We start from the raw sequence: 15,544 nt of genomic DNA on the forward strand, positions 1-15,544 counted from the left end.
TACGTGGTGGTCCCGCGCGGCGGCGGGGTGTTGTTCGCGCACCGGTTCGAGCAGGTCGCGCGCGGTCGGGGCCGGCGGAGCCGGGCAGGGGGCGCACGGCTCAGGAGACGAGCGCCGCCGCCAGCCGGTCCAGCGCGTCCTGGGCCTCGTCCCGCGAGGTGGTGCGGCCCGCCAGGAAGGCGAAGGCGAGGAGTCGGCCATCGGGGGCCACCACCGTGCCGGAGAGCGCGTTCACACCGGTGAGGGTGCCGGTCTTGGCGCGGATCAGCCCGCTGCCGGGGGTGGTGTCGGAGTAGCGGGCGCGCAGGGTGCCGCTGAAGCCGGCGACCGGCAGTCCGGTCAGCACGGAGCGCAGCTCGGGGCGGTCGGGGCGGGCCGCCTCGGCCAGCAGCGCGGTGAGCAGACCGGCCGAGACCCGGCCCCTGCGGTCGAGTCCGCTGCCGTCGGCGAACCGCGCCCCGCCCAGCGGGAGGCCCGACTTCGCGAGCTGCGCTCTCACGGCCCGTCCGGCGCCCGCGAAGTCCGCCTTCTCGCCGGTGGCCAGGGCGGTCTGCCGGGCGAGCGCCTCGGCCAGGTCGTTGTCGCTGTCGGTCAGCATCCGTTCGACGAGCGCGGAGAGCGGCCGGGACACCACCTCGGCCAGCGGCCGGGAGTCCTTGGCGGGCCGCCCGGGGGCGGGCGAGGCGGTGACCCGCACCCCCGCCCGGCCGAGCATCCCGGCGAAGGCGCGGGCCGCCTCACCGGCGGGGTCGTGGCTGCGCTCGGTGTATCCGGCGGCGCGGGGATCGATACGGCCCTGGTCGACCATCAGGGCGGTGACGGGCGCGATATTGCCGTTCATCCCGATGGGGTGGAGCGGGTTGCCCCGGTAGAGGGAGGTGTCGTAGGCCATGCGTACGCCGGTGACGCCCCGGTCCCGCAGGGCGCGGGCGGTCCGCTCGGCGAGGGTGCGCAGGGCCGCCCGGTCCAGCCCGGCGTCGCCGCCGCCGACCAGGGTGATCCTCTTGCCGTCCGCCACGACGGTGGTGGGGACGCGGTGGTCGGGTCCGAGCGCGGTCAGGGCCGCGACCGCGGTGGCGATCTTGACCGTCGAGGCCGGGGTCATCGCCCTGGTGGCGCCCTTCCCGTAGAGCTGCCGTCCGGTGGAGACGTCGACGACGGACGCGGTGCGCAGGGGGCCGAGTCCGGGGTCGGCGAAGAGGGGGCCGAGTTCCTCGCCCAGTTCGCCGGGTTTCCCGTCGGCGGGGCCGGTGGGTGCCGGGGTGCCGAGCGCGCTGAGCACCGCGGGTGCGCTGGGCGCGGGCGCCGGGCGCGGGCGCGCGGGAGGGCGGTTGTCCGCGCGCCCCGCGCCGGAGGCCCACGCCCGGTCCGCGCCGGCGGCCCGTTCCCGCTCGGCCTCGCGCTGCCCGGACTCCCAGGGGCCGGCCGCCAGGACGGCCCCGGCGGCGAGGGCCAGTCCGGTCACGGCCGCGCCTGCCGCGAGCTGCCATGTCCTGATCACCGGCACCTCGCACCAGCCCCTTTCGCGATCACACACCTGCGTGAGGGACACTTAATCACCAGAACTGCGTCTTGCCGTGTGCACGGCACCCCAGTCAGCACCCGGTCGGCACCAGTGACCACACGGCTGGGGGTCCGGGGAGCACTCCCCGGAAGGGCACAGCACCACCGGATATTTTGTGTTGATCATGGAGGAGCCACACGTGGAGTTCGACGTCACCATCGAGATCCCGAAGGGTTCGCGGAACAAGTACGAAGTGGACCACGAGACGGGACGGATTCGTCTGGACCGTCGGCTCTTCACCTCGACCAGCTACCCGGCGGACTACGGCTTTGTCGAGAACACCCTCGGCGAGGACGGCGACCCGCTGGACGCCCTGGTGATCCTGGACGAGCCGACCTTCCCCGGCTGCCTGATCACCTGCCGCGCGATCGGCATGTTCCGGATGACCGACGAGGCGGGCGGCGACGACAAGCTGCTCTGCGTGCCGGCCTCGGACCCGCGCGTGGAGCACCTGCGGGACATCCACCACGTCTCGGAGTTCGACCGCCTGGAGATCCAGCACTTCTTCGAGGTCTACAAGGACCTGGAGCCCGGCAAGTCCGTCGAGGGTGCCAACTGGGTCGGCCGCACCGAGGCCGAGGCCGAGATCGAGGCCTCCTACAAGCGCCTGGAGGCGAAGGGCGGCGCGCACTGACGCCGTCGTACCGGCGCTTCACCGCGTTTCACCACGGGCGGGACACCTTGGCAGGTGTCCCGCCCGTGGTGCGTGGGGCAGAAGATCCCCGGAGTCGTACGTCGCCATGTCCACGCACATACTGAGCTGACACGGACACCGGCGACACGAGCGAGAGGGAGCGAGGGCATCACGTGGTGGCGGAGCCGGAGGTTCCGAAGGACCGGGACCCCAAGGGCCAGGACCCCGAGAACCGGGCCCCCGAGGGCCGGGACCCCGGGGACCGCGAGGGGCCCGCGGGCCGCGGGAACCGGAAGGGCCGGAAGGGCCCCGAGGACCGGGCCCCCGGGGACGGAGGGGGCCGGAGCCGGAGCGGGCGCCGGGGCCGGGACCCCGACGGCCCGGCCCCGGACGGGCCGGCGGGCACCCACCCGCTCGTCCCCCGGGAGCCGGCGGGGACACCGGAGCCACCGGAGCCGGCGGGGACACCGGAGCCGGCGGGCCCGAGCGCACCTCCGCGCCCGGACCCGCTGGGCGCGCTCCCCCCGCTGCCGGCCCTCCCCGAGGACCGCAAACCCCTGTCCGACGAGGCCCACAGCGCCTTCACCCCGCCGGCCGGGGTCGAGCCGCCGGAGCCCCCGGAGGAGGACCACCCCACCTCGGAGTTCAGCCTTCCGCCGGGGGCGGCCCCCGAGGCCCCGCCGGAGCAGGAAGGTTCCGCCTTCGCCACGCCCAGCACCTACAGCTTCCGCCACTCCCCGCCCGCGTTCACCCCGTCGCACGGCATCCCCGCCGTCCGGCTGACCAAGGACGCGCCCTGGCAGGACCGGATGCGCGCGATGCTGCGGATGCCGGTGGGCGAGCGGCCGGTGCCCGACACCGTGCAGAAGGCCGACGAGGCCGGCCCCGCCGTGCCCCGGGTGCTCGACCTCACTCTCCGTATCGGCGAACTGCTGCTCGCGGGCGGCGAGGGCGCGGAGGACGTCGAGGCCGCGATGTTCGCGATCTCCCGCTCGTACGGACTCGACCGGTGCGAGCCGACCGTCACCTTCACCCTGCTGTCGATCACCTACCAGCCGTCGCTGGTGGACGACCCGGTGACGGCGAACCGGACGGTGCGCCGCCGGGGCACCGACTACACCCGGCTGGCGGCGGTCTACCGGCTGGTCCACGACATCAGCACCCCGGACACCGAGGTCTCCCTGGAGGAGGCCTACCGCCGGCTCGCGGAGATGCGCCGCAACCGGCACCCCTACCCCGGCTGGGCGCTCACGGTCGCCGGCGGGCTGCTGGCAGGATCGGCGTCCGTGCTGGTCGGCGGTGATGTGCTGGTCTTCCTGGCGGCGGCGATCAGCGCCATGCTCGGCGACCGGCTGGCCTGGCTCTGCGCGGGGCGCGGGCTGCCGGAGTTCTATCAGTTCGTGGCCGCCGCGATGCCCCCGGCGGCGATGGGGGTGGCGCTGATCCTCTCCCCGCTCGACGTCCGCGCCTCGGCGGTGATCACCGGTGGGCTGTTCGCGCTGATCCCGGGACGGGCGCTGGTCGCGGGCGTCCAGGACGGGCTGACGGGCTTCTACATCACCGCCGCCGCCCGGCTCCTGGAGGTCGTCTATCTGATCGTCGGCATCGTCATCGGGGTGCTGCTCGTGCTCTATCTGGGGATCGCGCTCGGCGCGGCCCTCACCCCGGAGACCGCGCTCAAGGCCGTGGAGCGCCCGGAGATCCAGCTGCTGGCCGCGATGGGCCTCTCGCTCTGTTTCGCGGTCCTGCTCCAGCAGGAGCGGGACACGGTCTGGCTGGTGACGCTGAACGGCGGTATCGGCTGGGTGGTGTACGGAGCGCTGGCCAACACCTCGGATGTGCCGCCGGTCGCGGCGACGGCCGTGGCGGCCGGGCTGGTGGGCCTCTTCGGGCAGATGCTCTCGCGCTACCGCTTCGCCTCCGCGCTGCCCTATGTGACGGCGGCGATCGGGCCGCTGCTGCCGGGCAGCGCGACCTACTTCGGGCTGCTGGCGATCGCCCGGGGCGATCTCAACGCGGGTCTCGCCTCCCTCTCCAAGGCGTCGGCCCTGGCGCTGGCCATCGCGATCGGGGTGAACCTCGGCGGTGAGATGTCCCGGCTCTTCCTGAGGGTGCCGGGCGGGGCGATCCGCTCCGGCGAACCGCGCCGCGCGGCGAAGCGCACCCGGGGGTTCTAGGTCGTCTCTTTCGGATCGTGCCGGGCTCGCGAGCCCTGGCACCGCTCACCGATCCGGCCCGATCCGAAAGAAACTCCCTAGCCGCGGGGGGCGGCGGGCTCCGCGGCCTCCGCCGCCCTCCGGGCGTGGGCGCGGGCCCGCAGCACCTCGATCACGATGGGCAGCACCGAGAGCACCACGATGAGCAGGAGGATCTTCTCGATGTGCTGGTGCACCAGCGCGACCCTGCCGAGCGCCGCGCCCAGCAGGGTCACCCCGGCGCCCCAGAGCACCCCGCCGATGATGTTGAAGACGACGAACGAGCGGTAGTCCATCCGGCTGACACCGGCGACGACGGGGGTGAAGGTCCGCACGATCGGCACGAAGCGCGCCAGCACCAGCGACTTGGGGCCGTACTTCTCGAAGAAGTCGTGGGCCTTCTCCACGTTCTCCTGCTTGAAGAGCCGGGAGTCCGGCCGCTTGAAGAGCGCCGGGCCGACCCTGCGGCCGAAGAGATAGCCGACCTGGTCGCCGATGACGGCCGCGCACACGATCAGGGCGCAGACCGCCCACAGCGGCAGGCCGTCCAGCTTCCCGGCCGTCACCAGCAGGCCGGTGGTGAACAGCAGCGAGTCGCCCGGCAGAAAGAACCCGATGAGCAGCCCGGACTCGGCGAACACGATGACCAGGACGCCGATGAGGCCGAAGGCGCCGATCAGATAGTCGGGATCGAGCCAGCCCGGTCCGAGCGCGAGGGCGGTCACGGCGTCCCCCGCAGCGCGCTTCTCAGGGGCGTCCGGCCTCGCGTGGTGTGCGGCATGACCATCCTTCGTCGGGCACCCGGACCACGGGAGCGGAGGGGAGGGCGAGCCACCCAATGTAGGGGTACGGACACCTGGAGTGAGCGATGCCGGGCGGCGCGCGCCCCGCACACGGGTGGGCGCGGGGGCTCGCGTTGCGGGCGATGCGCCCCCGTACGAGCCTGGGAGCCGAGTGTGTACGCGTACGCGGAAAGGCGGCGAGGCCCGGATGCCACTCCACCAGGGCGCGAACAGACCATCGGACCAGGCGCGCGAGCGGCGCCGGCTCTCCCTCAACCCCTTCTACGGGGAGGCCGACCCCGTCAGCGGAATGACCTCGGCGCCACCGACGCACCGGCTCCCCGACGGGCCGCTGCCGCCCATGACGGCGTACCGGCTGGTCCATGACGAGCTGATGCTCGACGGCAACGCACGGCTGAATCTCGCCACCTTCGTCACCACCTGGATGGAACCGCAGGCCGGGGTGCTGATGGGCGAGTGCCGCGACAAGAACATGATCGACAAGGACGAGTACCCGCGCACCGCCGAGCTGGAGCGGCGGTGTGTGGCGATGCTCGCCGATCTGTGGAACGCGCCCGATCCCGGTGCCGCCGTGGGCTGTTCCACCACCGGTTCGAGCGAGGCGTGCATGCTCGCGGGGATGGCGCTCAAGCGGCGCTGGGCGGCGCGGAACGCCGACCGCTACCCGGCGGGTGCGCGGCCCAATCTGGTGATGGGCGTCAATGTGCAGGTCTGCTGGGACAAGTTCTGCAACTTCTGGGAGGTGGAGGCGCGCCAGGTGCCCATGGACGGCGACCGCTTCCACATCGATCCCCGGATCGCCGCCGACCTCTGCGACGAGAACACCATCGGTGTGGTCACGGTCCTGGGCTCGACCTTCGACGGGTCGTACGAGCCGGTGGCGGAGGTCTGCGCGGCGCTCGACGAACTCCAGGAGCGGACCGGGCTCGACATCCCCGTCCATGTGGACGGGGCGTCCGGCGCGATGGTCGCGCCGTTCGTGGACGAGGAGCTGGTCTGGGACTTCCGGCTGCCGCGCGTCAGCTCGATCAACACCTCGGGGCACAAGTACGGGCTGGTCTACCCCGGGGTGGGGTGGGCGCTGTGGCGCTCATCGGCCGAGCTGCCGGAGGAGCTGGTGTTCCGGGTGAACTATCTGGGCGGTGACATGCCCACCTTCGCGCTCAACTTCTCCCGGCCGGGCGCCCAGGTCGTCGCGCAGTACTACACCTTTCTGCGGCTGGGCCGGGAGGGCTACCGGGCCGTTCAGCAGGCCGCCCGGGACATCGCGTCCGGTCTGGCGGGGAAGTTCGCGGCGCTCGACGACTTCCGGCTGCTGACCCGGGGCGACGAACTGCCGGTCTTCGCGCTGACCACCGCGCCCGGGGTGCGGAACTTCGATGTCTTCGACGTCTCCCGGCGGCTGCGCGAACACGGCTGGCTGGTCCCCGCCTACACCTTCCCGGCGAACCGCCAGGACCTCTCGGTGCTGCGGGTGGTCGTCCGGAACGGCTTCTCCTCCGATCTGGCGGAGCTGCTGCTGGAGGATCTGGACCAGCTCCTGCCGGAGCTGCGCCGCCAGTCGGAGCCGCTGGGCAAGGACGCGGCGACGGCGACGGCCTTCCACCACTGACCGTTGCCGCACCACCGCAGGCACCACCGCAGGCACCACCGCAGGCACCACCGGCCGCCCTGAGCAGTCCGGGCGCCCGCCCGGCTCCTGGGTCGTCTCTTTCGGATCGTGCCGGGCTCGACCCGAAAGAAACTCCCTAGCCGGCGTCCCCCTCGTGCGGCTCCCCCGTCGCATACGGGTTCGCCTCCCCCTCGCCGAGGACCAGCACCTGCCGGTCCCCCTCGCCGGCGAAGACATAGGCGCCGCCCTCGATCCGCTCGATCAGGCCGAGCGTCCACTCCGCGCCGGAGTCGGCGGAGGAGACCCAGAGATTCATGATCTCGCCGATGTGCCCGAGCTGCCCCGGCCCCTCCTCGGGGGTGTAGTAGTCGGTCACGGACGACCGCCACTCCCTCATCGCGCGGACCCGCTCCCGCAGCAGGGTGACAGCCTCGGCGCGCTCCAGGTCGACGATGAAGCCGACACCCGCCGACAGCACATCCATCTTCTGGTCGTAGCCGGTCAGGGACTCCCGCAGCAGCCGCAGATACTCCGCGTCACCCTCGGCGGTCAGCTCGTACTCGGTGCGCGGAGGGCCGCCGGCCGTGGAGGGGGCGACCTCGTGGGCGTGCAGCAGCCCCTGCTTCGCCATCTGCTTCAGGGCGTGGTAGATCGAGCCGGGCTTGGCGTTCGACCACTCGTGCGCGCCCCAGAACTCCAGATCGTTGCGGACCTGGTAACCGTGCGCCCGCCCGTGCTGGCGGACGGCTCCGAGGACCAGCAGCCGGATCACTGACATGGCCGAAACCCCACTCTCATCAACTTTGACCACACTATTCAACTTTGCCTAGTCTCTCAGGATGGCCGAGAACACGATCCCCCTCCTCCCCTGCCGGACCGAACTGATGCCATCGCTGATCGAGTTCTACACCGCGCTCGGATTCGCGACGACGTTCCACCAGAAGAGCCCCTACGCCTATGTGGTGGTCGAGCGCGGTGCAGTCGAACTCCAGTTCCTGGGCATGAAGGAGTACGACCCCGCCTCGTCCTACTCCGGCTGCTACATCACCACCGACGATGTCGACACCCTGCACACCGCCTTCCGCACGGGGCTGAAGGCCGCGTACGGACGCGTCCCCGCCCGGGGTCTGCCGCGCATCGGCCCACTGAAGGACATGTCGTACGGCATGCGCCAGTTCCTGATGACCGATCCCACGGGGAACTCGATCCGGGTCGGGCAGGCGATCAGCGAGGACCAGAGCCACCGGCCCGTGCCGAAGGGCACCTTCGAGCGGGCGCTGCACATGGCGGATCTGTACACGGACTCCAAGGACGATCTGCCGGGGGCCGCGCGGATCATCGACCGGGCGCTGGGGCTGACGGACGAGCGGCCGGAGCCCGGGCAGCTTCTGCGGCTGCTGGTGCTGCGCGGCGACATAGCCCAGCGGCAGGGCGACCCGGAGTCGGCGCGCGCGCTGCTGGAGCGGGCCGCGTCGGTGGAGCTGACCGGGGCGGAGCGGGAGTCCGTCCGGGACGCCCTGGCCCGGCTGGCCGAGCTGCGGGGCTGACCCCTCCTCCCGGCACCGCGAACGCCAGGGGCCACAGCGGACACCTTCCGTCCCCCGTGGCCCCTGGCCCGCTCCTCCCCGTGCGCGGGGCCGCCCGATGGGGAGGGCCGCTCAGAAGGGGAACCGCGAACGGCCGTGCTGCACCGAGATCCACTTCTGGGTGGTGAACGCCTCGATCATCGATTCGCCGTTCAGCCGTCCGCTGCCCGAGTGCTTCTCGCCCCCGAAGGGCACGATCGGCTCGTCGTGCACGGTGCTGTCATTGATGTGGATCATTCCGGTGTGGATGCGCTTGGCGATCCGCACCCCGCGCTCGATGTCGGCGGTGTGGACGGCGCCGCTCAGCCCGTACGGGGTGTCGTTGGCGATCCTGATCGCCTCCTCCTCCCCGTCGAAGGGCACGATCAGCGCCACCGGGCCGAAGATCTCCTGGCCCAGCACCGGGGAGTCGGTCGCGATACCCGTGATCACCGAGGGCTCGACCAGATTGTCGACGGCGCCGCCGCGCAGCAGCGCGGTCGCGCCGGCCGCGATGGTCTGCTCCACCAGGGTGGTGACGGCGTCCGCCTGCCGTGAGTTGATCAGCGGGCCGATGTGCGTCGCCGGGTCGGCCGGATCGCCGACCTTCAGGGTCCGCACCTTCGCGACGAACTTCTCGGTGAACTCCCGCTCCACCGAGCGGTCCACCAGAACGCGATTGGCGGCCATACAGACCTGGCCCTGGTGCACGAAACGGCTGAAGACGGCGGCGTCGACGGCATAGTCGATATCCGCGTCGTCCATCACGATCAGCGCGCTGTTCCCGCCCAGTTCCAGGATAGCCCGCTTGAAGTTGGCCGCGCAGACGGTGGCGACATGCTGCCCCACCTTGTCGGAGCCGGTGAAGGAGATCGCCTTGGGAATCGGATGGCTGATCAGCGCGTCGCCGATTTCCGCTATATCGGTGATGACGACATTCAGCAGCCCCGGCGGCAGCCCCGCGTCCTCGAAGACCTTGCCCACCAGGGAACCGCCGCAGATCGGGGTGTTCTGGTGGGGCTTGAGCACCACGGCGTTGCCGAGCGCCAGCGAGGGCGCGACGGATTTGATGGAGAGGAGGAAGGGGAAGTTGAAGGGGCTGATCACCCCGACGACCCCCACGGGCAGCCGGTAGACCCGGTTCTCCTTGCCGTCCACCGGGGAGGGCAGAATCCGCCCCTCGGGGCGGAGGGCGAGCTGGATCGCCTCGCGCAGGAATTCCTTGGCGAGGTGCAGTTCGAAGCCGGCCTTGATGTACGTGCCGCCCAGCTCGGCGATGATCGCCTCGGTGATCTCCTGCTCGCGCTCCTCGATGATGCGCAGCGCGTTCTCGAAGACGGTCCGGCGGGTGTACGGACTGGTCTCGCCCCAGGCGACCTGGGCGCGCTCGGCCGCGCGATAGGCCTCGTCGACCTCGGCGGCGGTGGCGACCGTGATGGAGGCCAGTTTCTCCCCGTTGTACGGATTGAAATCGATGATGTCCCAGGAGCCGCTCCCGGGCCGCCACGTGCCATCGATGTACTGGTGGGCCAGCTCGCTGAACAAGGACATATACCGATCCCTCACCCGTCAAGAACGTCGGAACGCCAGAACCTCAGAACCTCACAAAGAAGCGCGTCTGATGCCACGTCACTATACTTACGCATTAGGTGAGTTGGAGTAGACCACGCAGAACATCGCGACTCTCGGCCGGGTCCGGACTGTCCTCCCCGAGGCGGGTCATCACCTTCTCGTACTGGGCGACTTCCTCGCGCTTGTCCAGATACAGCGCGCCGGTGAGATGCTCCAGATAGACGATGTCGGACAGGTCCGACTCGGGAAAGCGCAGCATGGCGAACGCGCCGCTCTCGCCCGCATGACCGCCGAAGCTGAAGGGCATCACTTGAAGGGTGATGTTCGGCTGCTCGGAGACCTCGATCAGATGCTTCAACTGGCCCTGCATGACGGCGCGGTCGCCGTAGGGCCTGCGCAGCGACGCCTCGTCGAGGATCGCGTGCAGCCGGGGCGCCCGCTCGGAGACCAGCACCTTCTGCCGTTCGAGCCGCAGGGCGACCCGGCGGTCGATCTCGTCCTTCGGCGCGTCGGGCATGCCCCGGGTGACCACCGCGTGGGCGTACGACTCGGTCTGGAGCATTCCGTGCACGAACTGGACCTCGTAGAGACGGATATGGGACGCCGCCGCCTCCAGTCCCACATATGTCTGGAACCAGCCGGGCAGCACATCGCTGTAACTGTGCCACCACCCGGCGACATTGGCCTCCTTGGCGAGGCCGAGGAGCGCGCCGCGCTCGACTTCGTCGGCGACTCCGTAGAGCGTCAGCAGGTCTTCGACATCCCTCGCCTTGAAGCTCACCCGACCCAACTCCATACGGCTGATCTTTGACTCGGACGCGCGGATCGAGTAGCCGGCCGCCTCCCGGGTGATACCGCGTGACTCGCGCAGTCTCCGCAGCTGCGAGCCCAACAGGATGCGCCGCACCACGGAACCCCCACCCGGCCCTTCGGCCCACGACTCGCCAACGGTCACGACTCCAACCCTCCCCAACCTCGTCATGCGTCTCGTCGGTCCTGTGCGGACTCCTCTTACAGACTGAGGCACCCCCCGGGCCTCAAGTGCGCGATTCTGCCACCAAAACACTTCAGCGCGTACTCATCCGGTTACGGAAATGGGACTCCCTTGGGAAGACCATGAAAGAGATCAGAGAAAGATATGACGAGGAATCGCCACGGACAAGGACATCACGGTCACGTGCACGTGCATCTGCCCTTGCATCTGCCCAACGCATTCGGAACCATGGTCCTCGCCGCACCTGCGTGCTCGTTCGTGTTGTAGCGCCACAGCCGCGATTCCCGGGGAGTGCCTCGCATGGGGACGAATGGATCGACCATGCTCGAGCCGTTACGGCAGGGGCTGCCTCCGATCGATCCCGCGAGGGTGTCGAGTTCGGCGTCGTGCTCACTGCCCGGACGCTTCGAAGCGGTGCGCGGGGCGCGGCAGTTCACCAGGGTCACCCTCGGGGGATGGAGTCTGGGCGAGCGTTTCGACGATGTCGCCCTGGTCGTCTCCGAACTCGTCACCAACGCGCTGCGGCACGCCCTGCCCGGGGAGACGGCGGCGCACGAGGCGCAGGACCCGCCCGTCCGGCTGCATCTGATGCGCTGGCCGGGACGGCTGGTGTGCGCGGTGCGCGACCCCAGCCCGGACAGTCCCGGCGCCTTCGACGGTGACGAGACCTCCTTCCCCGACCCCAGGGGGACGGCGGAATCCGGCAGGGGGCTGTTTCTCGTGGACTCCTTCAGCGACAGCTGGGGGTGGCACCCGCTCGCCGGGGCCCTGCACGGCAAAGTCGTGTGGGCGCTGTTCCGGCTGGGTTAGGCCCGGACCGAGAAGCCGGGCCGTACGAGCCGGGGAGCGGGCCCGGCTTCGGGGGGCGGGCCCGCCTCTCCTTCGCCGGCACATCCGCCGAAGGGGCGCGGAGCACACGGGGCGGAGCGGGTCGAGCGGTCAGCTCCCCGCCACCAAGTGGTCGAACTCCCCGTCCTTGACACCCAGGAGCAGCGCCGTGATCTCGGCGGGCGTATAGACGAGCGCGGGGCCGTCCGGGTGCCGGGAGTTGCGCATCGCGACATTCCCGCCGGGCAGTTTGGCGAACTCCACGCACGAGCCCTGGGAGTTGCTGTGCCTGCTTTTCTGCCAGACGACCCCGTGGAGCTCGGTGGCCGCCATGCCGTTGTACGAGTGGTGCACGAGACGCTCCCGGGCTACAAGGTGCATGTGTCAACTGTCCCGGATCATAGCTCTGTTTCACGTGCGAATGCATGAGCGATAGCACGGGCATATGCACGTGCACGCGCGGTATTCCCGTGGTTACAGTTCCCGCCCGTAACGGGGTGGATTCCGGCCGGGGCCAGAAGTCGCCGCCCGCCCGCGAAGGCACTTCCGTGACCTGCGCCGTCCCGGGGCCGAATCAGTCCCGCACAGGAAGAGACGTGTTCCGCGGCGTTCTGGTGCCAGTCTCCACGTGATAACCCAATACACGCGCCGGGTATCGGCGTTGTCGCCCAGTCGGCGGACCCCGGTATGCGCCCGATGGCGTACTCCGCGACCCCCGGCGCCGCGCATGCCCCGTACACCCATGCGTACCCGAAGGGCTCGAAGTCGCCCTGGTAGCTTGGCGCCGACCGTCAACCCACCCAAGGGGACAGCTTCGTGCGTATACGTACTTCCATGGCCGCGGCCGGACTTGTCGCCGCGGCCTCACTCGTTCTCTCCGGATGCGCGGGCGACGACAGCGGCGGCACCGACACCTCCCGGGCCGATTCCTCCAAGGGGCAGGAGAAGGAGAGCGGCAAGGACGAGGGTGCCGCGTCGGACGCCCCGGACGCGCCGGAGGCCACGGCCGGGAAGGCGGACCCCGCCGCGCTCCAGGGCCAGTGGATGGGGCGCACCGACGGCACGACCGTGACCATCGGCATCAAGGACAAGACCGTCGTCCTCCTCACCGCCGACGGGGCCTGCAACGGCGAGGTGGCCGACCACGGCGACCAGATGCTGGCGATGACCTGCGCGGGCGGCAAGCAGAAGCGCACCATGGGCACCGTCAGGTCGGCGGACGCGAAGAAGCTCGTCGTCGACTGGGGCGACGGGATCACCGACACCCTCACCAAGGCGAAGCTGGACAGCCTGCCCACCAAGCTGCCCAAGCTGGACGCCGTTCCGGCGTCCTGAGCCCTCCCGGGCGGCGGCCGTCAGTCGCGCACCCCGTCGGAGAGCGCGTCCGCCAGTTCCTCCAGCGCCTCCGCGAGCAGCGCGGTCCCGCCGCTGAGCACGGTGTCGTCGTCCTCCCACTCCGCGAGGGCGGCCCGCACCCGGTCCCACCGCAGCGGCCGGCGTTCGCGCACCGCCTTCGCGGCCCGCTCCGTGTCCTGCCGGAGCGCGTCCGCGAGCGCGGCGGCGGCCGGGACCGGGACGGCGCCGTGCTCCGGCAGATGGGCCTCCATCAGCATCGCGCTGCGGCCCATCTGCGCGAGCGCGTGCTCGGCCGCCTCCGCGCCGGCCCGGGTCAGCCCCCGGGCCCGTACCGGCTCGTGGATCGCGCGCGCCAGCGCGTCCTGCCAGACGATCCGGGCGTCCCGGGCGGCCAGCAGTGCCCGGCGGACCTCCTGGTTGTCGGTGTCCGCCGGGTGCGCGTAGTGATCGACGACGGCCGCCGCGTACCGGCCGTCCGCCTTCAGCCAGTCGGCGAGCCGGTTGCGGAGCCGGGGGGTCTCCCACGCCGGGTAGAGGGCGTACGCCACCATCGCGACCAGCCCGCCGACCAGCGTGAGGACCACCCGCTCGGGGACGGTCTGGCCGGCGTCCTCACCGCCCATGTTCAGCAGGAAGACCACATAGGCGGAGACCGCGACATTGGTCGCCACATAGCCGGTCCGCTGCGACAGATACACGGCGAAAGCGCAGAGCACGGCGAGGCACCCGGAGACCGGCACCCCCGGGTGCGAGCCCTGGACCACGGCCGTGGCCACCCCGACCCCGATCAGGGTGCCGCCGAAGCGGGCCACGGAACGGGCGTACGTCTGGGAGAAGTCCGGCCGCATCACCATCACGGAGGTCATCGGCGCCCAGTAGCCGTGCCCCAGCGGCAGGGCCGTACCGACCAGATAGCCCGCGCAGACCACCGCCGACACCCGGATGGCGTGCCGCAGCACCGGTGAGTCCCGGCGCAGTTCAGCCCGTACCGCCCGCACCGCCCCGGGGAGCAGCCGGTGCAGCGGGGGCCGGTCCCGGTGGGACTCCTCGGGGGTGCCCTCCCCTCGCGCGGTCTCCACCACGTCGTCCATCAGCGCCGCCAGCCGGATCACCGCCCGCCGGGGCGGCCCGCCGAGCAGCGTGAGCGTGTCCGGGTTCTTCAGCGCGGCGAGCGCCTCCGGCGGGATGCGGACCGGGTCGCCCCTGCGGATCGCGTGCGCGGCGGCGTCGAGCACGGTCCCGGCGGCGGCCAGCACCTCCCGCACCCGCTCCCGCTCGGGCCCCTCCACCGCCACCCCCACCGCCGGGTCCGCGAGCGAGGCCAGCACCGGTCGGACACGTTCGGCGATCCCCCGCGCGCCGTGCAGCTCGGCCGGTCTGCGCCGGGCCTGGCGCGGGGTGACGGCGGCGGCGCTGCGGGCCACCATCAGGGGCTCGGGGTCGAAGGAGGCGGTGGGGTTCTCGCGCAGCCGCCGCGCGTAGTCCGCCTCCGCCGCGAGCGCGTCGGCCAGCGCGTCGCGCTGCGCGCCCCAGCGCCGCACCGGGAACAGCACGATCAGCAGCGCCTGGACGCCCCCGCCGACCGCGATGACCGCCGCGTGCTCGGCGGCCTCCGCGAGCGAGGCGGGCAGGGTGATGGTGATCAGCATGATCGCCACATTGGACGCGGCGATCACCCCGACCGTGGGCCCGATCGCCCACGCCAGCCCCGCGCCGAAGGTCCACACCGCGAGCAGCAGGATGAAGAGGGGGAGGTGGAAGGCGGTCAGATACCCGAGGAAGGTGGAGATCGCGAGGCTGGTCCCGGAGGCGAGCGCCAGCACCGGCCGGGGGCGCCAGCTCCGCTGGTAGATCGCGAGCGCGGCCTGGTGCGCCCCGAACGCCGAGCTGACGGCCACCATCGGACCGAACAGCGCCAGCGCCCCGCCGACAACCAGCGCCAGGCCGATGGCTCCGCGCAGGGCCACGAGGGGTTCGAGCCGGCGCCGTTCGAGGGTGAGTCCGGTGCGGGTGGTCTGTTTCAGCGCCCGCAGCCAGGTCATGGGGCGAGATTAGCCGGGTTTGCCCGCTTTTCTTGTGTCTTGAGGGGCTGGGTATGGGGTGTCCTCCTCCGCCGCCGGCCGGCACCGGACGGCCGTGCCGGCCGGGCTCCGCCACACCCCCCGCCGCGCGGCCACGGCCGCGCGCGGCAACGGCCCGCGCCCGCGCCGGAGATGATCCGGGAGCCGTCGGAGGACCGCCCGACCGGTGAACGGCCGCAAGCACACCTCCGGGCCCCACCACCCCACGCGGGACACCCGGCACCACACGGAGAACTGCCCGACCGGTGAACAGCCGCACACCTCCGGGACCCGCCACCCGGCGCGGGACGCCCGACACCACAGCGACAACGGACCACGGGAGCCGGGCGCCGGGGACCGC

Annotated in this window: 13 protein-coding genes; 6 read left to right on the top strand and 7 right to left on the bottom strand. The window is 71.6% G+C overall.

All coding sequences use genetic code 11. The features are described 5' to 3' along the window. Window positions 1-100: 100 nt before the first annotated feature. Window positions 101-1,507: a D-alanyl-D-alanine carboxypeptidase/D-alanyl-D-alanine endopeptidase gene (dacB, locus tag ACWCRA_RS16615; protein ID WP_451067913.1), complete on the bottom strand. Its 1,407-nt coding sequence runs from the start codon at window positions 1,505-1,507 to the stop codon at window positions 101-103. A gap of 196 nt (window positions 1,508-1,703) precedes the next feature. Here dacB and ACWCRA_RS16620 point away from each other — a divergent pair, with 196 nt between their 5' ends. Beyond that, window positions 1,704-2,198 (top strand): inorganic diphosphatase, encoded by a 495-nt coding sequence (locus tag ACWCRA_RS16620; protein WP_351557312.1) that lies wholly within the window; start codon window positions 1,704-1,706, stop codon window positions 2,196-2,198. Between the two features lie 509 nt (window positions 2,199-2,707). Further along, on the top strand, window positions 2,708-4,375 hold the full coding sequence (locus ACWCRA_RS16625) for a threonine/serine ThrE exporter family protein (protein WP_451067967.1): 1,668 nt from the start codon (window positions 2,708-2,710) through the stop codon (window positions 4,373-4,375). A 77-nt stretch (window positions 4,376-4,452) separates the two neighbouring features. On the opposite strand, the gene ACWCRA_RS16630 is transcribed toward ACWCRA_RS16625, so the two are convergent. After that, window positions 4,453-5,118, bottom strand: coding sequence for a DedA family protein (locus ACWCRA_RS16630; protein ID WP_351557243.1), 666 nt, complete (start codon window positions 5,116-5,118; stop codon window positions 4,453-4,455). A 265-nt stretch (window positions 5,119-5,383) separates the two neighbouring features. Between ACWCRA_RS16630 and ACWCRA_RS16635 the strand changes: the two genes are divergently transcribed. Continuing rightward, window positions 5,384-6,808 carry a glutamate decarboxylase gene (locus tag ACWCRA_RS16635; RefSeq protein WP_351557246.1) on the top strand — a complete coding sequence of 475 codons (1,425 nt, stop codon included), beginning with the start codon at window positions 5,384-5,386 and terminating at the stop codon, window positions 6,806-6,808. Window positions 6,809-6,944: 136 nt separating this feature from the next. Here ACWCRA_RS16635 and ACWCRA_RS16640 read toward each other — a convergent pair whose 3' ends face one another. Beyond that, the gene (locus ACWCRA_RS16640) at window positions 6,945-7,586 is read right to left on the bottom strand and encodes a PadR family transcriptional regulator (protein ID WP_351557249.1); all 642 of its coding nucleotides are present in this window, start codon (window positions 7,584-7,586) and stop codon (window positions 6,945-6,947) included. A gap of 61 nt (window positions 7,587-7,647) precedes the next feature. On the opposite strand from ACWCRA_RS16640, the gene ACWCRA_RS16645 reads away from it, so the two are divergent. After that, entirely contained in the window at window positions 7,648-8,355 is a 708-nt protein-coding gene (locus ACWCRA_RS16645) for a VOC family protein (protein ID WP_351557252.1), read from the top strand. Between the two features lie 111 nt (window positions 8,356-8,466). On the opposite strand, the gene ACWCRA_RS16650 is transcribed toward ACWCRA_RS16645, so the two are convergent. After that, window positions 8,467-9,924, bottom strand: coding sequence for an aldehyde dehydrogenase family protein (locus ACWCRA_RS16650; protein ID WP_351557255.1), 1,458 nt, complete (start codon window positions 9,922-9,924; stop codon window positions 8,467-8,469). A 94-nt stretch (window positions 9,925-10,018) separates the two neighbouring features. Next, the gene (locus ACWCRA_RS16655) at window positions 10,019-10,927 is read right to left on the bottom strand and encodes a helix-turn-helix domain-containing protein (RefSeq protein ID WP_351557258.1); all 909 of its coding nucleotides are present in this window, start codon (window positions 10,925-10,927) and stop codon (window positions 10,019-10,021) included. A gap of 312 nt (window positions 10,928-11,239) precedes the next feature. On the opposite strand from ACWCRA_RS16655, the gene ACWCRA_RS16660 reads away from it, so the two are divergent. Next, window positions 11,240-11,749 carry an ATP-binding protein gene (locus ACWCRA_RS16660; RefSeq protein WP_351557261.1) on the top strand — a complete coding sequence of 170 codons (510 nt, stop codon included), beginning with the start codon at window positions 11,240-11,242 and terminating at the stop codon, window positions 11,747-11,749. 129 nt (window positions 11,750-11,878) lie between these two features. Here ACWCRA_RS16660 and ACWCRA_RS16665 read toward each other — a convergent pair whose 3' ends face one another. Next, window positions 11,879-12,121 carry a DUF397 domain-containing protein gene (locus tag ACWCRA_RS16665; RefSeq protein WP_351557318.1) on the bottom strand — a complete coding sequence of 81 codons (243 nt, stop codon included), beginning with the start codon at window positions 12,119-12,121 and terminating at the stop codon, window positions 11,879-11,881. Window positions 12,122-12,583: 462 nt separating this feature from the next. On the opposite strand from ACWCRA_RS16665, the gene ACWCRA_RS16670 reads away from it, so the two are divergent. After that, window positions 12,584-13,102 carry a hypothetical protein gene (locus ACWCRA_RS16670; protein ID WP_351557264.1) on the top strand — a complete coding sequence of 173 codons (519 nt, stop codon included), beginning with the start codon at window positions 12,584-12,586 and terminating at the stop codon, window positions 13,100-13,102. A 20-nt stretch (window positions 13,103-13,122) separates the two neighbouring features. Here ACWCRA_RS16670 and ACWCRA_RS16675 read toward each other — a convergent pair whose 3' ends face one another. Further along, the gene (locus ACWCRA_RS16675; RefSeq protein WP_451067914.1) at window positions 13,123-15,165 is read right to left on the bottom strand and encodes an FUSC family protein; all 2,043 of its coding nucleotides are present in this window, start codon (window positions 15,163-15,165) and stop codon (window positions 13,123-13,125) included. Window positions 15,166-15,544 lie beyond the last annotated feature (379 nt).

The sequence above is a fragment of the Streptomyces sp. NPDC001889 genome (genome assembly GCF_053594535.1).